Genomic DNA, 18,219 nt, shown 5'->3' with positions numbered 1-18,219 from the left:
ACAGGCTCACTTAGCTAGGCGCTTACCTAGTAAAGACCTTACTTAGCTAGATAAGCCGCGATTGATTGCTCAATCCCTTTAGCATCTAAGCCAAGCTCTTCATGCAGCTCGTCTTGAGTACCTTGAGCAATAAACTTGTCTGGTAGACCAAGGTTCAATACTGGCATCAGTAGCTTTTCTTGCATCAAGAATTCAATCACTCCCGCGCCCGCACCACCTGCAATCGCGTTTTCTTCGATTGTCACAAGTACATCGTGGTCAGCAGCAAGTTGTTTGATCAGAGCTTTATCGAGGGGTTTCACAAAACGCATATCAGCAACTGTCGCATCGATAGCGTCAGCCGTTTGAAGTGCACTTTCAAGGAAAGTACCAAAGCTAAGAATAGCGACTTTCGAGCCATCTTTTGCTTTTTTGCTTTCGCGAACGATACGACCTTTACCAATCTCAAGCGCAGTAAACTCACTTTGAATCTCTGTACCCATACCATTACCACGAGGGTAACGAACGGCACTTGGACCTGTGTGCTGGTGGCCAGTGTACAGCATTTGGCGACATTCGTTTTCGTCGCTTGGCGCCATGATCACCATGTTTGGAATGCAGCGCATAAAGCTTAAGTCGAACGCACCTTGGTGTGTTTGACCATCGGCACCGACAAGACCCGCACGGTCAATAGCGAACATAACGGGTAGATCCATGATGGCAACATCGTGGATCAGTTGATCGTAGCCACGTTGTAGGAAAGTCGAGTAGATAGCCACAATTGGCTTATCACCCGCAATCGCCATACCGGTTGCTAGCGTCACTGCGTGTTGCTCAGCGATCGCTACATCGAAGTACTGTTCTGGGTATTCTTTAGAGAAACGTACCATGCCAGAACCTTCACGCATTGCTGGCGTGATCGCCATCAGCTTAGGATCTTGCGCGGCCATATCACACAGGAAGTCGCCAAAAATCTTAGAGAAAGTTGGTTTAGAGCTGGTGCTCTTAGGCAGACTTGAATGTGCAGGATCGAATTTAGGTACGCCGTGGTAGCCAATAGGATCTTTTTCAGCTGGCTCGTAGCCTTTGCCTTTCTTGGTCATGATATGCAGGAACTGAGGGCCTTTTAGGTCTCTCATGTTCTTCAGCGTTTTAATCAGCTCATTAACATCGTGACCGTCAACTGGACCGATGTAGTTAAAGCCTAACTCTTCAAACATGGTGCCAGGGACAACCATGCCTTTTAGATGTTCTTCTGTACGACGAACGAGCTCTTTAATCGGCGGAACGCCCGATAGCACTTTCTTGCCGCCCTCACGAATTGACGTGTAAAGACTGCCAGAAAGAACTTGAGCTAGATGGTTGTTTAGAGCACCTACGTTTTCAGATATCGACATCTCGTTATCGTTAAGGATAACCAGCATGTCATTGTGAATATCGCCCGCGTGGTTCATGGCTTCGAAGGCCATACCTGCGGTAATCGCACCATCGCCAATAACACTTACGACTTTACGATTCTTGCCTTCTTTCTTCGCACTGATCGCCATACCGAGTCCGGCACTGATCGATGTTGAAGAGTGACCAACAGAAAGAGTGTCGTACTCACTTTCTTGACGCCATGGAAATGGATGCAGTCCATCTTTTTGACGGATAGTCGACAAGCGGTCGCGGCGACCCGTTAGAATTTTGTGCGGGTATGCTTGATGGCCAACATCCCAAACCAACTGGTCAAAAGGTGTGTTGTACACATAGTGCAGAGCTACTGTTAGCTCTACCGTACCTAAGCCTGACGCTAAGTGACCACTTGACTGGCTCACTGAGTTAAGAAGATAGGTGCGTAATTCATCACAAAGCTGTGTAAGCGTCTCTTTTGGAAGTAGACGCAAATCCTCTGGCTTATCAGCCAAAGCAAGAGTTGGGTACTTTGATATATCAAGAGTCATAGGTAATGCGCGCTTATTGTCTTAGTTCTTGCGCTCGATGACGTATCGGGCGAACTCTTCGAGTAACTGGGTATTGTATGGGATTGCAGCCAAAGCTTGAAGCGCTTCCTGTAGTAGAGTTTGCGCTTTTTCTTGAGCGCCCTCTAAACCTAACAAAGAAGGGTAGGTGCTTTTGTTCAAATCTTGGTCAGAGCCCTGTGGTTTGCCCAAAGTTTCGGTGTCGCTAGTGATATCTAAAATATCATCTTGGACTTGGAAGGCTAACCCAATTGCATCGGCGTACTTGTCTAATTGAGGCATTACTTCCAACGCTTTTTCACCAGCAGCAAGTGCACCCAAACGAATCGCACTCTTCATTAGAGCGCCAGTCTTATTACGGTGAACTTCTTCTAATTCTTCTAGCGTGACAGAGCGGTTTTCAGCTTCAATATCAAGCGCTTGTCCAATACACATACCTTGTGCACCAGAGGCTTCTGCTAGGCGTTGAATCATTCGAACGCGATTGCTTTCCCCGTCAGCACTTAATGTGCCTTCCGCAAGTATAGTAAACGCGAGAGTTTGTAGTGCATCGCCAGTTAAAATTGCCGTTGCTTCATCGTATTTGATGTGACAAGTCTGATGGCCACGACGCAGTTCGTCGTCATCCATTGCTGGAAGATCGTCGTGAATCAGAGAATAGGCATGAATACATTCGATTGCTGAAGCTGGAGTGTCGAGTTCTTCAGCGGTGCAACCGAGCATTTCCCCTGTAATGTAGACAAGAAATGGACGTGCGCGTTTACCACCTAAAAGTAACCCATAACGCATCGCATTGATTAGGTTCTGATTTTGGTGTGGCAGGCGGTCAAGCCAAAGGTTCAGTTGCTCGTTATTACGTGCTTGATAAGACAATAACGTCTCGATCATAGGGGGTCTCATACAATTCGTTATTCAGGTTGTGGGTTAAAGTCACTAAGTTCTGCATTTTCATCATTTTGCAGTAGGATGCTAACACGCTGTTCAGCGTCGTTTAGTTTACTTTGACCAGCACGAGCGAGGGAGATGCCTCGTTCGAATTTTTTCAGCGCATCATCTAAAGCTAGATCACCATTTTCTAGTTGATCAACCAAGCCATCAAGCTCTTCGATAGCCGCTTCAAAGCTCATATTTTCAGGTTTCTTAGTAGCCATAATAAATCTGCGTTTGGAAAGATGAACGAACGTTACCTTAGGCCGTTGATATGGTCAAATGTAACCAATAAATTTTGCTAGAAAGTTCGTTTTTAAGAGGCTTCAAGCCACTTTCATCTAATAACCTTACCTTTATCGAGTTTATGACTGGTTGATAAGAGCAAAGCGGGTAATAGTTGTGATCAAAAAACTAAAAGTGTGATACTTAGGCCAAGAATTTACTAAAAGATCTTATAGTCTGGCCGATAAGAAGATTATCGTCGACGTAGAACTACAAAAAAGCATGAGGAGTGCTCAGTGGATTTAGCAACCCTAATAGGTTTGATTGGTGGATTTGCCTTTGTAATCATGGCAATGATCCTAGGTGGAAGCCTCGGGATGTTCTATGACACCACATCCATTTTGATCGTGGTTGGTGGTTCAACGTTTGTTGTTCTGATGAAGTTCACCATGGGACAATTCTTTGGAGCAACCAAAATCGCTGGCAAAGCATTTATGTTTAAAGCTGACGAGCCTGAAGATCTTATCGCTAAAGTTGTAGAGATGGCTGATGCAGCACGTAAAGGTGGTTTCTTAGCACTCGAAGAGATGGAAATCAGTAACAGTTTCATGCAAAAGGGGATCGATCTATTAGTCGATGGCCATGATGGTGATGTAGTGCGTGCGGCATTGCAAAAAGACATCGCGTTAACTACAGAGCGTCACGAGCAGGGTGCGAAAGTGTTCTCTGCATTCGGTGATGTTGCCCCTGCGATGGGTATGATCGGTACCTTGGTTGGTCTTGTTGCGATGCTTTCAAACATGGATGATCCTAAAGCGATCGGTCCTGCGATGGCGGTTGCACTTTTAACTACTCTGTATGGTGCGATTCTTTCGAACATGGTGTTCTTCCCAATCGCAGACAAGCTTGCACTACGTCGTGATCAAGAGACGCTCAACCGTCGCTTGGTAATGGACGGTGTGCTAGCCATTCAAGATGGCCAAAACCCACGAGTGATTGACGGTTACCTGAAGAGTTACCTGAACGAAGGTAAGCGTAGTCTTGATGGTGAAACTGATTAAGGGGGAAGAATGAAGATGGATGAAGAAAATCCATGTAAATGTCCTCCTCCCGGTTTACCTCAATGGATGGGAACATTTGCTGACTTGATGTCATTGCTGATGTGTTTCTTCGTACTGTTGCTCTCATTTTCTGAGATGGACGTATTGAAGTTCAAGCAGATTGCTGGCTCGATGAAGTTTGCATTCGGTGTACAGAACCGTTTGGAAGTTAAAGATATTCCGAAAGGGACCAGCATCATTGCGCAGGAGTTTCGTCCAGGTCGCCCTGAGCCGACACCGATTGATGTGATCATGCAGCAGACCATTGATATTACTCAGCAAACGCTAGAGTTTCATGAAGGTGAATCTGAGCGTGCTGGCGGCACGATGCGCGACCAAGGCAAGATGACCGGAGGCAAGTCTCCAGAGGTGTCGACTCACGACAATCAAAACTCTGAGTCAGACCAGCAACAACAGCAAGCTGAGGCTCAATCGCAAGAGATGGAAACCTTGATGGAAAGCATCAAGAAAGCACTTGAGCGAGAGATCGACCAAGGTGCGATTGAAGTTGAAAATCTTGGCCAGCAGATTGTGATTAGAATTCGCGAGAAGGGCGCATTCCCATCGGGTTCTGCTTTCCTTCAACCTAAGTTCCGACCATTGGTGAGACAGGTTGCTGAGCTTGTTAAAGATGTGCCCGGCATTGTTCGAATCTCAGGACACACCGATAACCAGCGACTCGATTCTGAGCTTTACCGTTCTAATTGGGACTTATCATCGCAACGTGCGGTGTCTGTTGCTCAAGAAATGGAAAAGGTTCGTGGTTTCTCTCATCAACGTTTGAGAGTGCGTGGTATGGCCGATACAGAGCCTGTCGAGTCCAACGATACGGAATGGCAACGTAGCCTCAATCGCCGCGTAGAGATCAGTATCATGCAGGGTGAGCCGCTCTATAGCGAAGAAGTCCCAGCAATCGCTGAATAGTCTTTACCAAGAATATGCATTTCAAAGCCCAATCTGTCGTAGATTGGGCTTTTTCTTTGTGTGATACACAAAAGTGTTTGTACCAAGCAGACAATAGAGGATATGGAAGAGAAGAGCTTGGATGAAATCGAGACGGTAGTTTGCCACCAAGGTGAGTTTATTGATGGCACCAAAGCACGCACTCTTTTCCTTGTTTGACTTTCTCATGTATAATTCGCGCCCTTAGATTTAATATTGATCTATTATTGCTTCAATAACTATGTGAAATGACCTTTTACGTGGTGATGAACCTATTAAAATTGTGAACCTTATTGGCGTGAAAGTACTATGAAATTTATTGTTAAGCCCCACCCGGAAATTTTTGTAAAAAGTGAATCGGTGCGTAAGCGCTTCACAAAGATTCTAGAACGTAATATTCGTACTATTCTTCAGCGTCGTACTGAGTCTGTAGCTGTCTTCAATCGTCGCGACCACATCGAAGTGACGTCTGAGAGCGACAAATACTTTAAAGAAACACTCGAAGTATTGACGCAAACTCCGGGTATCCATCACTCTCTTGAGGTTCAGCAATCAGAATTTAAAGACTTGCACGATATTTACGAGCAAGTTCTTGAGCGCAGCCGTGGTCTTATTGAAGGTAAGACTTTCTCTGTGCGAGCTAAACGCCGTGGTAAACATGACTTTACCTCTATCGAGCTAGAACGCTACGTAGGTGGTGGTCTAAACCAAGCGGTTGACTCAGCAAAAGTAAAACTGAAAAACCCAGATATTACCGTTAAAGTTGAAGTCGAGAACGACAAGCTAAACCAAGTGATTGAACGTCATAAAGGCCTCGGCGGTTTCCCTCTAGGTACTCAAGAAGACCTACTTAGCTTGATCTCTGGCGGCTTTGATTCTGGCGTTTCGAGCTACCTGCACATCAAACGTGGTTCTAAGGTTCATTACTGTTTCTTCAATCTTGGTGGTCCTGCTCACGAGATTGGCGTTAAGCAAGTTTCTCACTACCTATGGAATAAATACGGCTCATCTGCAAAGGTGAAGTTCATCTCTATCGATTTTGAACCTGTAGTCGCAGAGATCCTTGAGAACGTTGAAGACGGCCAAATGGGCGTTGTTCTGAAGCGTATGTTCATGCGTGCTGGTGGTATGGTTGCTGAGCGTTTCGGTATTGAAGCACTAGTAACGGGTGAAGCACTTGGTCAGGTTTCTAGCCAAACGCTAACTAACCTGCGCCATATCGACAACGTGACGGACACTTTGATCCTTCGTCCACTTATCAACTGGGACAAAGAAGACATCATCGACCTGTCTCGTAAGATTGGTACTGAAGACTTCGCTAAAGTAATGCCTGAGTACTGTGGTGTTATCTCTAAGAAGCCAACAGTGAAAGCGAAGAAAGGCAAACTAGAAGCGGAAGAAGCTAAGTTTAACTTCGAAGTGCTGGATCAAGTGATCGAGAACGCTCGTATTATGGATATCCGTGATATCGAGAAAGAGAGCCAAGAACAGGCACCAGAAGTGGAGCAAGTTCAAGCAGTTTCTGAGCACGCTGTCGTTCTAGATATCCGTAGCCCGGACGAAGAAGACGAAAGCCCACTAGAGATCGATGGTGTTGAAATCAAACACATCCCGTTCTTCAAGCTTTCAACTCAGTTTGGCGACCTAGACCAAGCGAAAGAGTACTTGTTGTACTGTGACCGTGGTGTCATGAGTCGTCTGCAAGCGCTTTATTTGCAAGAGCAAGGCTTCCACAACGTTAAGGTTTACCGCCCATAGTGGTGTGTTGACCAACCGTTAATCATTTGCAAAGCCGCTTACTGAAAAGTAAGCGGCTTTTTTATTTTTTATCTGAATGATTTACAGTAGTCAGACAGAGGCGTGAGTTCGGGCGTGCTATCGTGATGCTCAGTATTGATGTTCTTATTTATAGAAATAGTGGGTTCTAAACGGGTTTATATGTGACTGAAGAAGTGTGGGTATCTTGAAGTATTCTGTTACTTTTTAGTGCAACTCAATGGATCTATTTGTGTGTGTTCAGTTGATTATTTGAGTGGGTGTCTGATTCTGTGATTAGCGATGAAAAATAATAAAGATTAATTAGTACAGCTATTGATAAACTTGTTGTTATTTAGCTTTGGACATAAAAACACCGCCTTAAAGGCGGTGTAAACCAATTGACAGACAGGTCAAAATAAATACAGGAAGTATATGCCTCGTTCCAGTAAAGAACTGCAACAAAACATTTGGTAGAACTCTACCCAACTCGAAAAGTACGATTTTGCAAACACAACATCGCAGGAGCTAAACCAATTGATTCTAGAGAGAATCAAGCCGTTCAGGCTAGCTGCTGCGGGATGAAATATAGAATTTCTCTGGCCGCTAGGCAATGGACAAATTATAATGTTTCAGATAAAAAAAACTAATGCCTATTTAGAGAGTAATTATGTCTCGTCGATTACCCCCATTAAACTCCTTAAGAGTGTTTGAAGCCGCGGCTCGACACTTGAGTTTTACGCGTGCCGCAGAAGAGTTATTTGTGACTCAAGCTGCGGTTAGCCACCAGATCAAAGCACTTGAAGAATTCTTGTCATTAAAGCTTTTTCGCCGAAGAAACCGCTCTTTGCTGTTGACTGAAGAGGGACAAAGCTATTTCTTAGATATTAAAGATATCTTCACTTCTTTGGCTGAGGCGACTGACAAAGTGCTTGAGCGGAGCGAGAAGGGCGCATTGACCATCAGCTTACCGCCAAGTTTTGCTATTCAATGGTTAGTACCAAGATTGGCTGACTTTAATCAACAAGAGCCGGATATCGATGTGCGAATCAAAGCCGTGGATATGGATGAAGGTTCATTGACTGATGACGTAGACGTGGCGATTTACTATGGGCGAGGCAATTGGTCGGGGCTTAGAGCCGATAAGCTTTACCAAGAATACTTAATTCCACTTTGCTCACCGTCGGTGCTGCTCGGAACGAAACCATTAGAATCTCTAAGTGATTTAGCATGTCATACGCTATTGCACGATACCTCTCGAAAAGATTGGAAACAGTTTGCTAAGCAAAATGGTATCGATGGCGTTAACGTTAACCACGGCCCTATCTTTAGCCACTCGACCATGGTGTTGCAAGCTGCTGCCCATGGGCAAGGTATTGCTCTGGGGAACAATGTTTTGGCTCAGCCTGAAATCGAGGCCGGTCGCTTGTTGGCTCCATTTGATGAAGTGTTAGTTAGTAAGAATGCCTTCTATGTGGTGTGTCATGAGAAGCAAGCTGACATGGGGCGTATTGCGACCTTCCGTGATTGGATGCTAGCGAAAGCACAAAGCGAACAAGAGGACTTACTCGATGAGTAACCTAATTATTGATGGTGAAGACAACCCAGTAACCTTTGTCTTCGCGCACGGCGCAGGTGCCGGCATGAATCATGAGTTCATGCAGTCGGTAGCCAAAGGGTTGGCGTTTAAAGGAATACGAGTTATTCGTTTCAATTTCCCTTATATGATCAAGCGAGCTGAAGATGGTAAGCGTCGTCCACCTGACAGAGCCCCTAAGCTGCTTGAAGCTTACCAAGAGATTATCGAACAGGTTGATGCCGACAAGCTTGTGATTGGCGGTAAGTCGATGGGAGGGCGCATGGCGAGTCACTTGTCTGAACTGGATAAGGTGGCTGCGATGGCGTGTTTGGGTTTTCCCTTTCATCCTCCGGGTAAACCAGAGAAATACAAAGGTGAACATCTCGCTGAGTTAGCGAAGCCGTGTCTTATTCTACAAGGCGAACGCGATACCTTTGGTAAACGTGAAGAGTTTGTTGATTTCGATTTGTCGGATTCTATTCGTGTTGAGTTTATTCCCGATGGCGATCATAGCTTTAAGCCACGCAAGAGCTCTGGTTACACCGAGCAACAGAACATAGCCTTAATAGTCGAGAAGCTATCTGCGTTTATCAAAGAGGTGCTCAATGAGAAGTAAGTATTTACTCACTGTCGCGGGTATTTCTGGTGCGATTGCCGTAATGCTCGGGGCATTTGCCGCGCACGGTTTGAAAGCTATCTTGCCTGAGTATCTTTTGGGTGTGTTTGAGACCGGTGTTCAATACCAATTTATCCATACGCTCGCGATATTGGCGTGTGGTGCTCTGCTACAGATGAAACTTGGCGCTAAATCACAAAAATATTTTTTCATTGCGGCAATTTGCTTTATCATCGGCATCCTTTGTTTTAGTGGTAGCCTTTATGGCTTAGCACTGACAGGAATAAAATGGTTTGGCCCTATAACACCGTTTGGTGGTCTACTATTTATCATTGGTTGGGGAGTCTTCTCCTTCGCTGCTTTGAATATAAAAGAGGTAACTCAGTGAAACACGTACTACTTTATTGTCGCTCTGGTTTTGAAAAAGAATGTGCTGGCGAAATTCAAGACAAGGCAACACAACTGGAAGTGTTTGGTTTTCCTCGCTTAAAGAGCAATACAGGCTTTGTATTGTTTGAATGTTATCAAGCTGGCGAAGCCGATAAGCTGATCAAAGAAGTTGATTTCCAATCACTGATCTTTGCTCGTCAAATGTTAGCGGTTGCTGTTGAAATCAAAGATCTACCAACAGAAGACCGTATCTCTCCAATTCTTGAGGCGCTTTCTGAGAAAGAAGGTTTCCCACGTTGTGGTGATATCCGTATTGAAACGCCAGATACCAATGAAGCGAAAGAGCTTTTGAAGTTCTGCCGTAAGTTTACTGTGCCGATGCGTCAAGCCATGCGTGGTAAAGGCCTGATGACTGCGAAAGATAACGCTAAGAAGCCAGTGCTTCATTTATGTTTTATCGCACCGGGCCACTGCTTTGTTGGTTACTCTTACCCAACCAACAACTCACAGTTCTTCATGGGCATTCCTCGTTTGAAATTCCCATCAGATGCGCCAAGCCGTTCTACATTGAAGCTAGAAGAAGCATTCCACGTATTCATCCCTCGTGATGAGTGGGACGAGCGTCTGGCTCCGGGTATGTGGGGCGTAGATTTAGGTGCGTGTCCTGGTGGTTGGACTTACCAATTGGTTAAGCGTTCTATGTTTGTTCACTGTGTCGATAACGGCATGATGGCGGATAGCCTAATGGAAACGGGTCAAATTAAGCACCACATGGTGGATGGCTTTAAGTTCGAACCTGACCGTAAGAACGTGACTTGGATTATTTGTGACATGGTCGAGAAGCCAGCTCGTGTTGCTCACTTAATGGGTGAGTGGATCATCAAAGGCTGGGCGAAAGAAGCTCTGTTCAACCTTAAGCTGCCAATGAAAGGTCGCTACGATGAAGTACTGCAAGATATCGAGAACCTAAAACAGTTCCTTATCGATAACAAAGTGAAATTCAAAATGCAGGCGAAGCACCTATATCATGATCGTGAAGAGATCACTGTTCATATTCAGTCGCTTTCGAATATCTCACCGTACTAATACGCGGTTAATGAACATAAAAAACGCTCCTAATAAGGAGCGTTTTTTTATTGTAAGAGGTTTACTCTGAGGTAGGCCACATTTCCCAAAGCATTGCTTCCATATCACTTTCTACATCATCGCTAGTGTTTGCGAAAAAATCCAAGTTGGTGCGGGTTTCTACTTCATCAATGGTTGTGACAAAGCTTGCGAGTTCACTGCTCGATACGTCACGATGAGGCACAATAAAAGCAATCGCATCGTTGTAATACGGGTCGAGAATCACTTTGTAGAATGCACTTGGAATCATAACGCCATTGCCAATAAAGGTTTCATTCCCGTCATAAATAGGGCCTGTCACCACATAGAGCTCTTGATATTCATTGGCAAGGTCACGTATATGCTCTTCTAGCAATCGCCAGCCAACTCGGTTAAACCCTGGAAGCTGTGGTGACATATTGCTTAGCAAGAAGCTTTCTTGCATCGATATTTCGCTGAAGTCCATTGCTGCAGACGGAGCAAGGTGGCCGCGGTCATAACCGGATTTGGAGTAGTCACTTAGTGTTGATTGGGCATATTCGGGGAGTTCTGAATCGGCTTTAAAGCGGTTACTTCGTTTGAACTGTCCATTGACGCTTTCTGCGGTGACATGATAGGCGACCCAATCAGCATTCTTCATGGAATAGTTGTAGCCAATGGCATAACCGGTTCGACAAAGTATTTGATCAGAGGATTCTGAAGGCAAACCTTTAACTAGGTGTTCACCACAGGCTTCGGTTGCGGCAGCAAGAGGCGCGATATTAAGTAAGAGGGTAGTTAATGATAGTAATAGTATGTTTTTCATTGTGTTTCTCCTTATTGGAGCAATGAAATTAAATACTTATATCAATAAGACTGTGATGAAGGCTCAATGTTAATCAATACTGGGTAAGGTATTGATTAACATTATGATTAGGTTGTGAATGTAACGGAGAACACAACAGAAAAGATGAACATCCAGAAGTGTTAAGCTTGGTTTCCTGAGAAGCGAATATCTTGCAGATTAAAGCCCAAATCGATGTCTGTTTTGAGTGCAGAAACGAGCTTACATACGCGAGCCGACTCGATATGCTCATCGAACTTCTTACGATACTTTTTCGGTAAGTCTTCAGCTAGGAATGCCGCTTCAATATCTGGATACGTGGTTAGGATTTCTTTTGCCGCTTTAGGTCCAACTCCTGGGATCCCGGGAACTTGGCTTGAGCTTACGCCGGTTAATCCCCAGTAATCAGCAAGTTGTTCTGGTTTAACGCCAAACTCAGCTTCAATGAAGGGCTTATCTAACCAACGATGTTGGAAGTAATCACGGATCTGTAACGTTGGAGATAGTAACTGGCAGTAGCCTTTATCAGTAGAAATGATGGTGACCTTTTCGCCGTGGTCAGCCACTTTCTTCGCGAGTGTTGCTACTAGATCGTCTGCCTCATCGCCGTCTGAAAGCAATGAATCAATACCCAGCTCCCACCATGCTTGCTGAATCGCATCGAGCCCTTTCATTAAAGGCTCTGGCATTGGCTTGCGGTTTTGCTTATAGGCGGGCAGTACCTCAGCGCGCCAGCCTCGATCTTGTAGGTGATGATCAAATACCGCGATGATGTGCGTTGGCTGTGATTCGTTTAGGATTCGGTTGAGTGTGCGAGCCGTTGTGGTGATGGTTCTTGCTATATCGGTGGGATCCGGCTGAACAGAGTGCACGCGTCGGATGAGGTTTAAGGCATCGATAATAACAAGATGGATAGACATAAGTTTCCACTAAATAGGCAATAAAAAAGGGGCTGCTAGCCCCTTATAGTAACGTATCAATTGGTGAGTTGAAACGTTAGCGACGTAAACGCCATGACTTGTTTAGCTTTATGCCTTATTAGCTCTGACCGCGGGCTGATGAATGCCTTAAGATCAATGAGTGCTTTGCTATCAGTCACTTGGTACGTCAGTCACTTGATATAATCGTTACTTGGTCGATCAGTTACTCGGTGCGATCTTATAGCAAGGAACGTAATCCGTACCACCCGGCAGTTTCATTCGATGCTGTTCAACAAAGTCATTCAGCAGTCGATCCATTTTGGTCATCAGCTCTTTGTCGCCATCAATCAGGAATGGACCGTGTTTCTCGATTTCAAGAATGCCTTCGGCTTTAACGTTACCCGCCACGATCCCAGAGAACGCTTTACGTAAATTCGCTGCAAGGCTCTCTGTTTTCTGATCCATATGCAGATCGAGTGCCGCCATAGACTCATGGGTAGGGTCGAATGGTAGTTGGAACTCAGGCTCAATATGCAGTGACCAGTTGTAGCTATAAGCATCACCTGTCTCTTTACGGTGAGATCGCACATCTGGCATTGCTTGTTTCATGATTTTCGCAGCGCGTGCTGGGTCATCAATCACGATCTCATAGTGTTTTTGTGCTTCTTCACCCAAGGTTTCACCGATGAACTTATCAATCGAACGGAAGTACGCCTCACTCTCTTTTGATCCCGTTAAAACAATCGGCATGGGTTGGTCGACATTGTTAGGGTGCATCATGATCCCTAATATATACAGCAGCTCTTCGGCAGTGCCGGGGCCACCAGGGAAAATAATGATGCCATGGGCCATACGCACGAATGCTTCAAGACGCTTCTCGATATCTGGCATGATCACCAGTTCGTTGACGATTGGGTTTGGTGGCTCAGCCGCAATGATCGAAGGTTCTGTCAGGCCTAAGTAACGATGGTCTGTATAGCGCTGTTTAGCGTGACCAATAGCAGCGCCTTTCATCGGACCTTCCATTGCCCCCGGTCCACAACCGGTACAGATGTTCAGTTCACGCAGGCCTAATTCATTACCCACTTCGCGAGTGTATTGGTATTCACTGGCATTAATTGAGTGGCCACCCCAACACACGATCAGGTTCGGCTCAATGCCGGGTGTGAGTGCTCCAGCATTTCTCAATATCCCAAACACGAGGTTGGTGATGTGAGTAGCATTGGTTAGGTTCAGTCTTTGGTTGTCTGCTAAATGCATGTTGACGTAAACAATGTCACGCAGCACTGAAAATAGGTGTTCTTGAATACCCTTGATGATGTCCCCATCGACAAAGGCATGCTCTGGTGGGTTACTCAGTTCGAGCTTGATACCACGCTCACGGCGCACGACCTCAACATCAAACGATTGATACTTATCGAGCAACTCTTTGGAGTTGTCGGTGTGGCTACCAGAGTTTAGTACCGCTAACGTACAGTTACGATACAGTTGGTACAGATCACTAGACGCGGTTTTCTTAAGACGCTCAACTTCAAGTTGAGAGAGTAAATCCATGCTACCGGCAGGGCTGATATGAGTGATCATAGTGCCTCCTTGTTGAAAAGAGCAGGGGGACGTTGAAGTGACCCTCTGGCAGCAAACGTTGAAAGTGTTTGGTTAAAGGTGAGAGAGTTAACCAGACGAAACGGTTACGACAGCGTTGCTTAATGACTTAGTTAGAATTGCTTAAGAGCCTATATACAGATGCTTAAGTACGTATACACTGATTCTTAGGTTCATATATACAGTTTCTTAAGTTCATATATCCAGAGACTTAAAAGCTTATATACGCATTGCTTGTCAAAAATGCTTGTTAAGCGAATGTTAATCATTAGCTTAGCAAACATTGAGGGAATTGGTATGTGATAAGTATTTGAAAAAATGAAATAAATTAAACGCTGGGCTGGCTTAGTGCCAAATGAGTTGGTTGGTGCCACGTTGTTTTGCTTTATTCAGTGTCTTATTTAATCGCTCTAGCACTTCTTCCGGTGTATCTGATTCTTTAAACTGAGTGCTTGCCGCACAAAGAGTAATGGTGATCTGTTGGTCGCGGAACTTAAAAGGTAAGCGGCTAACTTGAGCTTGAATGTTCTGAATCACCTGATGGCAATATTCATCCGTTTGTTCTGGAAGTAATAAGACGAATTCCTCTCCAGAAAAACGAGCCACAGTATCAGTAATACCGACTTCTTTAGTGATGGTTCTTGCGATGATTTTAAGGGCTTTATCACCCGCGGTATAACCAAAGCTATCGTTAATGGCTTTAAAATTATCAATGTCTAATAGCACGACTCGAAGCGAGTGTTGCGCGCGAATCCAACGACGGTATTCAAGCTCTAAGCGATCGGTAAAAGCGGTGCGATTGTAGACCTTAGTGAGTGGGTCAAGCAGCATACGCTGAGCCTGATCTTCAAGACGTTTTCTGTAGTCTTGGGTCACTTCGTAGAGAGAGTCTAATTGAGTTTTTCCGTAACTCATTCGTTCTATCAAAGCTTGTTCTTTTTGCTCTGCATGATTGAGTCGCTCTGACAGCGAAGCTATCTCGCTAAGCAGCGGATTGATCGACTGCTTTAAGACAGTAATATCAGTGGCTTTATCAACCGAGTTTTGGCTTTTGACGACAAGGTCGCTTAACTCTGAGTTAAGGCCTTGGCGGTGCTCAAAATAGCTTTGGCTTTGATCGGTATTTTGATCTGCAGTCTTGATACTGGAAGAGAGTGAAGCATTGAGTTGATCGATAAACTGTTCAGATTTCTTACGCTCTAAATTAGTGCCTTCAATAACCAGTTTGAGGATCTGAAGTGATAACTCCAGCAGGTTTTGTGTCGAAACACCCAGTAGTAGCTTTGCTCGAATATCGATAAGCAAGTCACCAGATTCGCCCTCGAAATCGAGTTCAGTGATCAAGTGCTGTAATTCTGTGGAAAGATCCGAAAGTAATTCTTGCTCAGGAGATTGAGCCGTATCACCAAAATGAGTGCGAGAGTTGTTCGCCATAATCTTTATGGCACGCTCATAAATACTGAGAAGCTTCATGGCGTGGTCGACTTTCTGACTGCCATTGCATTCGGAGAAGCTAAGTAAGTTTCGTAGGTCGCGTTTCAACTGCGCTGGGAGACCAGTTATGCGTTGTAGCGTTTCACCACTGTGCTTAATGCTATCGTCCAGATATCCGTTCTGTTTATCCATAGCCAAGGTTTTCTGCTTGAGCATCCTTTCTAATACTGCCAATTTTGGGATCATTGAGCTGATGTCTTTTTGCTTTTCAAGCTCTTCCCGCAGGGCAATGAGGTTTTCATCTAAATGACTGTTACTGCCAACACATGCATCACTTAAAGATGTGACGATACGCTTTAGAACTTTCTGTTCTCTAATAAACTTGAACGAGGTGTCTCTCTGTGTCAAACGAACTTGTTCCAACTGAACTTTCAGCTGGTGGAGTTGCGCGTGAATGTCTTGTTCGAGAATGCCCATAGATGTATTAATTAGCGCCGAATAGACCGATCACGATCATTTAGATGAAATTCCATTGCATCGATAATAACAAAACTAAAAATAAGGTCACGAGTTGCAGGTCTTAACCGCTCGCAAATCAGTCATCTTTTAGCATTTTTTTGATGTTGTCCTCATTCTGGTAGGACGATTGTATTTTTATTAACCCTTGATTAATCGCATGTTTACAGGCTTCTCTTATGTTACCTGTTGCAAGGCTTGCTGCGGGCGCATTATCAATGGCTTTGAGATACACCCATTGACTGTTTCGTTCTTTAAGACTGATTTCCCGCGCTAGGTTAGTCGACATTAACAATACATCTAACAACTCTTGGTCGTTAATCGCGGTGTAAGCTCGTGGTAAGAAAGGGTAGTCAGCGATGCCCATGCGAACAATTCGGTTGATATTGCGTTCCGGTTCGAAGTTATTCACCCAAGATTGAATCTTTCTGAACATGGCTTCAGGCGATAAATCACGGTCTGAGTTTGGCTCGATGTAAAGTAGGTTAGCATCTGAGAAATGGTAGACACGAGCAGGGCCTTCAAGCTTAGATTTTAGGAACTCACCGAAAGCGTCTTCTAATTCTAGACCCGCTTTGTAACCATTCTGTGTATACATATTGCGTAGGAACGGTAAATCAATCATCGCGAAGCGTAAACGGTCGTTGAGTGGTTCATGAATCAATTCACCAAGTTGCCACTGTTCGAAAGTTTGGCTAGTTTGTTCCAATGAATTTGAGAGTTTCGCGTTCAGCATTCTTAGATTAGGAAGTTTTGAGCGTGAGTGTGTAAAGAGGTCGGTACGTAACGAGTCCACTTCTTTAACCAAGGTTTGAATGATGTAACCTCGGCGCAGCACAAAGAAGAACAAAATGATGCTGAACAAGAATAGGGCGAATGCGATCTTTTGGAATTTACGATGCTCTAATTTGTATTTTTCAAGCTCTTGCGCTTGGCCGGCATAGTGAAGAGTTTGCTCTGCGAACTCTTTCTGTTGACGGAAAGCATCTTCACCAACGCGGTTCAGCTTCTGTTGTTCTAAAGAAACCAAACTATTGTATTGCTTAAGGTTTTCTAAAGCCTGTTGCGGTTTTCCTGCTTGCTCATAGCCTAAAGAGAGTAAGTAGTACGAACGCTGCGAAAGGCGCATGTTCTCAACCTGACGCGAGATCTCCAGTGCGCGAGTGGCATGTTTGATCACATCCTCACTCTGCTGAAGGTGATAAGCGAGCCCGGCAGAGAGCAATGCAGCACGACCTTCTAGCTTGGGAATATCCGTATATTCAAGCAGTTCAAGGGCGCGTGTTAGGTATTGTTCTGCCAATGGGTAGTTGTAAAGACGCAGATAGGTTGCCGATAAACTGAGTCTAATATCAATGACTTGATGGATATCTCGGTCAGTACTCTCGTGATCAAGGACGTTGAAAAAATGCACGAGAGCAAGGTTATATTTACCTTGGTAGAAGTATACATCACCCATTTTCTTAAGGACTTGTGCCAAGATCGGTGAATTTTCAAAGTTATCATAAAAATCAGCGGCTTGAGAAAGGTGTTCTAGTGCTTTGTCTAAGACTTGTCGCTCGAAAAAAAGCTGCGCCAGCAGGCGGTTTACTTTAGCCAAGCGCGAGCTCAGGTTGCCTTCTACTGATTTCCAGTAGCCGTACAGCAATTCAGATAGCGCGTGGTTGTACTCTTTGTGGGTCAGGTAAAACTCACCAACGGCGATGTGGTAGTCGATGGTAACTTTTTCAGAGTAACGTTGATCTAGAAACGTTTTCGCCTGTTGGTAGTATTTTTCTGCTTCGTCTATTTTGTTTTCATAAGAGGCTATTTCTGCCTTTAACATGATTAATCTATAAGTGATGCCTTCCGTCAGACGCAGCGTTTTGTTTATTGATTCTAGGTTTGCTTCAATACTGGTGAGTTCAGCTTTTGCTTTTGCTGATTTTTTATCGCTGAGCCAAAGCAGTCTAACTTTAAGTATTTGCAGATCAAGTTTCAGGTATTCAAGCTTATAGGTTTTAGCTAGCTCTGAGGCTTTGTCTATGTGCTGAATCGCAATACGCATATTGCCAAGGTTGTATTCCGCCTTGGCTAAGATCTTATACGCATCGATACTGCTGTTTGGCGTTCGAATCGAAGAGTCTGTCTCTTCGCGAGAAATAGCAGAAGGGCTTTTCTCGCGTTGATCAGAAAGGACACGAAGCGTTAGGTAGCTGTTGGCCATTTGTTTTGCTTGGCTCGGCTCGATCTCAACCAAGTTATTGGCTTCATTGAGTAGCGCCGACGAGTAAACCGACGCATTGACCGATGTGCTTAAGCTTAAAATAAATAGACTAACAACGTATAACCAACGCATTTTAAGGT

General features: G+C 44.7%; 15 protein-coding genes. 7 read left to right on the top strand and 8 right to left on the bottom strand.

What is annotated here, in order from left to right; all coding sequences use genetic code 11:
• Window positions 1-38 precede the first annotated feature (38 nt).
• From dxs to xseB, 3 genes are read right to left on the bottom strand one after another with little or no spacing between them, the layout of a single operon-like run.
• A complete protein-coding gene (gene dxs, locus IHV80_RS12600) occupies window positions 39-1,922 on the bottom strand; it encodes a 1-deoxy-D-xylulose-5-phosphate synthase (RefSeq protein ID WP_192889262.1) in 1,884 nt (627 codons plus the stop codon).
• Between the two features lie 21 nt (window positions 1,923-1,943).
• Complete coding sequence (gene ispA / locus IHV80_RS12595) at window positions 1,944-2,828, bottom strand: (2E,6E)-farnesyl diphosphate synthase (RefSeq protein ID WP_192890769.1); 885 nt, start codon at window positions 2,826-2,828, stop codon at window positions 1,944-1,946.
• Between the two features lie 20 nt (window positions 2,829-2,848).
• Window positions 2,849-3,091, bottom strand: coding sequence for an exodeoxyribonuclease VII small subunit (gene xseB, locus IHV80_RS12590; RefSeq protein WP_004734405.1), 243 nt, complete (start codon window positions 3,089-3,091; stop codon window positions 2,849-2,851).
• A gap of 297 nt (window positions 3,092-3,388) precedes the next feature.
• On the opposite strand from xseB, the gene pomA reads away from it, so the two are divergent.
• From pomA to rlmM, 7 genes are all read left to right on the top strand, one after another.
• Window positions 3,389-4,153, top strand: coding sequence for a flagellar motor protein PomA (gene pomA, locus IHV80_RS12585; protein ID WP_017106271.1), 765 nt, complete (start codon window positions 3,389-3,391; stop codon window positions 4,151-4,153).
• A 15-nt stretch (window positions 4,154-4,168) separates the two neighbouring features.
• The gene (locus IHV80_RS12580) at window positions 4,169-5,116 is read left to right on the top strand and encodes a flagellar motor protein MotB (protein ID WP_065103068.1); all 948 of its coding nucleotides are present in this window, start codon (window positions 4,169-4,171) and stop codon (window positions 5,114-5,116) included.
• 327 nt (window positions 5,117-5,443) lie between these two features.
• A complete protein-coding gene (gene thiI / locus IHV80_RS12575; RefSeq protein WP_192889261.1) occupies window positions 5,444-6,892 on the top strand; it encodes a tRNA uracil 4-sulfurtransferase ThiI in 1,449 nt (482 codons plus the stop codon).
• 667 nt (window positions 6,893-7,559) lie between these two features.
• Window positions 7,560-8,468: a transcriptional regulator GcvA gene (locus IHV80_RS12570; protein ID WP_017106275.1), complete on the top strand. Its 909-nt coding sequence runs from the start codon at window positions 7,560-7,562 to the stop codon at window positions 8,466-8,468.
• Entirely contained in the window at window positions 8,461-9,084 is a 624-nt protein-coding gene (locus IHV80_RS12565; RefSeq protein ID WP_192889260.1) for an alpha/beta fold hydrolase, read from the top strand. The genes IHV80_RS12570 and IHV80_RS12565 overlap by 8 nt, the downstream gene beginning before the upstream one ends.
• Entirely contained in the window at window positions 9,074-9,472 is a 399-nt protein-coding gene (locus IHV80_RS12560; RefSeq protein ID WP_192889259.1) for a DUF423 domain-containing protein, read from the top strand. The genes IHV80_RS12565 and IHV80_RS12560 overlap by 11 nt, the downstream gene beginning before the upstream one ends.
• Window positions 9,469-10,560: a 23S rRNA (cytidine(2498)-2'-O)-methyltransferase RlmM gene (gene rlmM / locus IHV80_RS12555; protein WP_192852249.1), complete on the top strand. Its 1,092-nt coding sequence runs from the start codon at window positions 9,469-9,471 to the stop codon at window positions 10,558-10,560. Before IHV80_RS12560 ends, rlmM begins: the two co-directional genes overlap by 4 nt.
• 61 nt (window positions 10,561-10,621) lie before the next feature.
• Here rlmM and IHV80_RS12550 read toward each other — a convergent pair whose 3' ends face one another.
• From IHV80_RS12550 to IHV80_RS12530, 5 genes are all read right to left on the bottom strand, one after another.
• Complete coding sequence (locus IHV80_RS12550) at window positions 10,622-11,383, bottom strand: DNA/RNA non-specific endonuclease (RefSeq protein WP_192889258.1); 762 nt, start codon at window positions 11,381-11,383, stop codon at window positions 10,622-10,624.
• Between the two features lie 161 nt (window positions 11,384-11,544).
• Complete coding sequence (gene xni, locus IHV80_RS12545; protein WP_192889257.1) at window positions 11,545-12,321, bottom strand: flap endonuclease Xni; 777 nt, start codon at window positions 12,319-12,321, stop codon at window positions 11,545-11,547.
• Window positions 12,322-12,540: 219 nt separating this feature from the next.
• Window positions 12,541-13,905, bottom strand: a complete 1,365-nt coding sequence (ppnN, locus tag IHV80_RS12540; RefSeq protein WP_192889256.1) for a nucleotide 5'-monophosphate nucleosidase PpnN — start codon at window positions 13,903-13,905, stop codon at window positions 12,541-12,543.
• A 363-nt stretch (window positions 13,906-14,268) separates the two neighbouring features.
• A complete protein-coding gene (locus IHV80_RS12535; protein WP_192889255.1) occupies window positions 14,269-15,834 on the bottom strand; it encodes a GGDEF domain-containing protein in 1,566 nt (521 codons plus the stop codon).
• Window positions 15,835-15,952: 118 nt separating this feature from the next.
• On the bottom strand, window positions 15,953-18,211 hold the full coding sequence (locus IHV80_RS12530; RefSeq protein WP_192889254.1) for a tetratricopeptide repeat protein: 2,259 nt from the start codon (window positions 18,209-18,211) through the stop codon (window positions 15,953-15,955).
• Window positions 18,212-18,219 lie beyond the last annotated feature (8 nt).

Source organism: Vibrio bathopelagicus, assembly GCF_014879975.1.
GTDB classification, from domain to species: domain Bacteria; phylum Pseudomonadota; class Gammaproteobacteria; order Enterobacterales; family Vibrionaceae; genus Vibrio; species Vibrio bathopelagicus.
Note: the sequence above shows the minus strand (reverse complement) of the source record. Positions and strands in the feature narration are given on the sequence as shown.